Here is a 3,501-nt window from a genome sequence, read left to right on the forward strand (position 1 = left end):
AAAGGCGCAGAACGCTACCACTGCGCAGGGATCCCGTGGCTGTTGTGCCTCCCGAATCGATCATCCCGACGAAACGTCCGCTATTGCCGCATACCGCGCTGACCGAACCGGCCAGCGCGGAGCGCTGGCGGTCGGAACCTGGTGCGGTGCAGAACCTCCGCTACTGCCGATTATGTTGCGTTTACCTCAAGATCGATTCTGCGGTGAGGATCGTGGTTCCTGCCAGACTGGTCGGATGAGCTTTGATGGCCGATCACGGGCGCTGATGTCGCTGCGGGGCCTGGCGGTGGGGGACGCGTTCGGGTCGTGTTTCGACGATCCGATCAACCATGGCGCGCTTGAGGAGCGGAGAGTGCTGCCCGGTCCGTGGTTGTGGACCGACGACACTCAGATGGCGTGTTCGATCTTCGCAGTCCTGAGTGCACACGGCCGCATCGGTCAGGACGCGTTGGCCCAATCGTTCGCCGACCACTACGACATCTATCGCCGATACGGCCCCGGAACGAGTCGGATCCTGCGGCTGATCCGCCAAAAGGGTTATCACTGGCGCGAACTCGCCCAACAAGCGCGCGACGGCCGCGGGTCCTGGGGAAATGGTGCCGCGATGCGGGTAGCGCCGCTGGGCGCGTGGTTTGCCGACGACATCGATCGGGTAGTCATTGAGGCCACGGCTTCGGCGGAGGTCACCCATGCCCACCCCGATGCCGTGGCCGGGGCGGTCGCGGTGGCAATTGCCGCCGCCTTTTCCGCGGCGAAACCGCAACTACATGGTGCCGAACTCCTCGATATGGTCGCCGCTCAGATGCCCGACGGGCCTGTCCGAGACAAGCTCAGGCAAGCGGAGTCCATCGACGATTCTGGCACTGCCGCTGTGGAATTGGGCGTCGGCCACGACACCTCTGCGCTCGATACCGTGCCATTCAGCCTCTGGGTCGTCGCTCATCACGGGCATGATTTCGCCGACGCATGCTGGACAGCCGTTGCGGCCGGCGGTGATATCGATACCACCTGTGCGATCATCGGCGGGATCCTCGGTGCCCGCGCAACCTCCGATGACATCCCGCTCGACTGGCTCGAACGTTGCGAACCGCTACCTGAATGGGCGATCACGCTCACAAGATGATCCAGATGCGAACCCTGCTCTTCCGCAGACGGCCGAACACACTACTCCGCCGCTGACCGCTCGGATCGGGACGGCCGCAGCGCCCGCCGGCGAACGCAGTGATCTGCTGCGAGATGACCGCTGCGAGTCGGGCAGTTGCTGTGATGAGGTGGACCGGTGAAAGCGTTAGCAGACTGCCGCGACGTCTACGACTTGCTCGATCACAGCGTCCGACGACGCCCGCTGGCGTGGGCACGTGGCGGATCGTTGCAGGAGCTCCAAGCCATACTCGTTGGCTATTCGGTTGCGCTCGAAGTGCATTCGATACCGGAAGAGTTCGCTCTTGGACCGATCGGGCCGTTCGCGCGTTGGCTGGAGTCGAAGTACGGGTGGGGCATGTCCTTGGGCTGGGCTACGGCCATCGAGCAGCACCTGTGCGACGGGGAGACGGCGACGGATGTGTTCTTCCGCCTCCTCGATGAGTACCGATATCCCGCAAGTTGAGACCTGCACCCAGGACAGCGCTGCCCAACTGGGCAATCAACTGGCCGGAGCCTTCCAGCATCGACCGGACGTACTGATCTGCCGCATACCGCGCTGACCGAACCGGCCAGGGCGGGGCGGCGGAAGATTAACTGGCCGTTGCCATCCGAGTCGGGGCGAACGCACTGAACTGCCGAATACCGAGCGATCGTGTGCTCAGCGAGACTTGAACTCCGACGGGAATGTCGATCTCACACCGGCCGACGACTTGCGGTCGAGTGTTTGACCGGTTTCCGGTACCACCGATAGGAGATGTGTTGCTCTCGGACTATCAGCAACAGCTGCGCGATCACTTCCTGGACGCGCCCGTCGAGCCGACCCCAGCGCCCTGGAAACCGTTGTCCGCCGGTAGGACTCCGGTCGGCGGGCTGTTGGGCATCGGCTTCGCGGTCCATCCCGACAACGGACATGATCTGGTGATGGTGGTGTCCTCCAACGGCCATGGACTCTTCGACGCGGTCACCGGAGAGAAAATCGCCCGAGACTACGATCCCGATCCCGACACCAGCACGCCCGATTGCTCCCCCGGCCTGACCTGCCCCGGGCTCGGACCGATCGCGGGCACCCCGGTGCACATCGCCGGTCTCTTCGGCGGCGGCCTCCACCACACCACCCCCGACAGTTGGTGTTTGGATATCGTCTCTCCCGATTGGCCCAATGACCGCGTCCTACTCTCCGCTGACGGCGGCATCTACAAGGACCCACCCGGCCAGGGCTGGTGGCATATCTTCCACTCCAACTACTCCACCTTCCGCGCCGCCGGATTCTCCAGCTCCGGGCTCACCCTGGCGGTCGCTACCAGTAGCGACCTCACCATCTGGCACCGGTCAAGCCTCGATATCCGTACTTGAGAATGGGTTCGGGGACCTTCTGCCATGCAGCGCCAGAACATCCTCTTCTGCCGCATGGCGCGCTGACCAAGCCGGCCAGCGCGGAGCATCGGAAGATCAACTGGCCGTGCCGATCCGAGGCCAGCGGAACGTCCGCTACTTCCGAATGCCGAGCGTGTCAGGTCATGTTGTCTGGGCTTTGAAGCGGCCGTAGAGCGCGTTGAAGAAATGATCGTCGGGGGCGCCGAACCAGGGCAGATCGGCCCAGCTGCCGTCGGGGAGTTCGGTTTCCATCTCGGTGGCGGGCCAGGCGCCGGTGTGGACTTCGTCGAGCAGGATCTGTAGCAAGCTGGTGTAGTTGGGTGCGCAGATGAAGTGGCGTTCCTCGTCGCGGCCGAAGTTGATGATCTGGCCAGTGGTTCCGCGGACGTCGGGGTCGAGGTCGAGACCGATGTAGTCGGCGTTGATCGGGTCGGACCACAGCGGGATCCACCCCGGTGAGGAGTACAGCGGTTTGACCAGGCCGGCGGCGCCGGGAAAGACGTCGCCCATGTCCTGGAGCTGCTCGATGTCGGGGGTGTCACGAAGAGCGTTCCACCGGTCCCAGCATTCTCGGATCAACGTGGTGGACAGGAGCGACAGGGTGGGCAGGCACGGGGTGGCGTATTCGGTGTGTTCTGCGGTGTCGGTGGACTTCTGGCCGTTGTGGACGGCCAGTACGGCCCGTACTTCGGCGGGGAGGTGGTAGCCGAGGTGGCGTTCCAAGGCGTCGAGTTCGGCGGGAGTTGCTGGTGGAGCGAGGTTTTCGTAGGCGTGGGGCACGTTGTCACGGAGCCAGCTGACATATCCGTCGAAGACCTCGAGCGCGAGCATGATCGCAACCTATCAGCGCCCTCCGACTTACGCCGATGCGGCGTTTCGACCCGACCCGAACGCACTATTCTGCCGCATACCGCGCTGACCGAACCGGCCAGCGTGGGGTATCGGAAGATCAACTGGCCGTACCGATCCGAGGCCGTGGAACGT

Annotated in this window: 4 protein-coding genes; 3 read left to right on the forward strand and 1 reads right to left on the reverse strand. The window is 64.0% G+C overall.

All coding sequences use genetic code 11. The features are described from left to right. Nucleotides 1-235: 235 nt before the first annotated feature. The 3 genes from AB0L60_RS42335 to AB0L60_RS42345 all read left to right on the forward strand — a co-directional run bounded on the left by AB0L60_RS42335 (nucleotide 236) and on the right by AB0L60_RS42345 (nucleotide 2,496). On the forward strand, nucleotides 236-1,123 hold the full coding sequence (locus AB0L60_RS42335) for an ADP-ribosylglycohydrolase family protein (RefSeq protein ID WP_364626592.1): 888 nt from the start codon (nucleotides 236-238) through the stop codon (nucleotides 1,121-1,123). A 156-nt stretch (nucleotides 1,124-1,279) separates the two neighbouring features. Next, nucleotides 1,280-1,606, forward strand: a complete 327-nt coding sequence (locus AB0L60_RS42340; protein ID WP_364626595.1) for a hypothetical protein — start codon at nucleotides 1,280-1,282, stop codon at nucleotides 1,604-1,606. Nucleotides 1,607-1,899: 293 nt separating this feature from the next. Next, nucleotides 1,900-2,496, forward strand: a complete 597-nt coding sequence (locus tag AB0L60_RS42345) for a hypothetical protein (protein WP_364626598.1) — start codon at nucleotides 1,900-1,902, stop codon at nucleotides 2,494-2,496. A 162-nt stretch (nucleotides 2,497-2,658) separates the two neighbouring features. On the opposite strand, the gene AB0L60_RS42350 is transcribed toward AB0L60_RS42345, so the two are convergent. Then, nucleotides 2,659-3,348, reverse strand: a complete 690-nt coding sequence (locus tag AB0L60_RS42350) for an SMI1/KNR4 family protein (protein ID WP_364626600.1) — start codon at nucleotides 3,346-3,348, stop codon at nucleotides 2,659-2,661. Between the last annotated feature and the right edge of the window lie 153 nt (nucleotides 3,349-3,501).

The sequence above is a fragment of the Nocardia sp. NPDC051981 genome, from assembly GCF_040680715.1.
Classification (GTDB): domain Bacteria; phylum Actinomycetota; class Actinomycetes; order Mycobacteriales; family Mycobacteriaceae; genus Nocardia.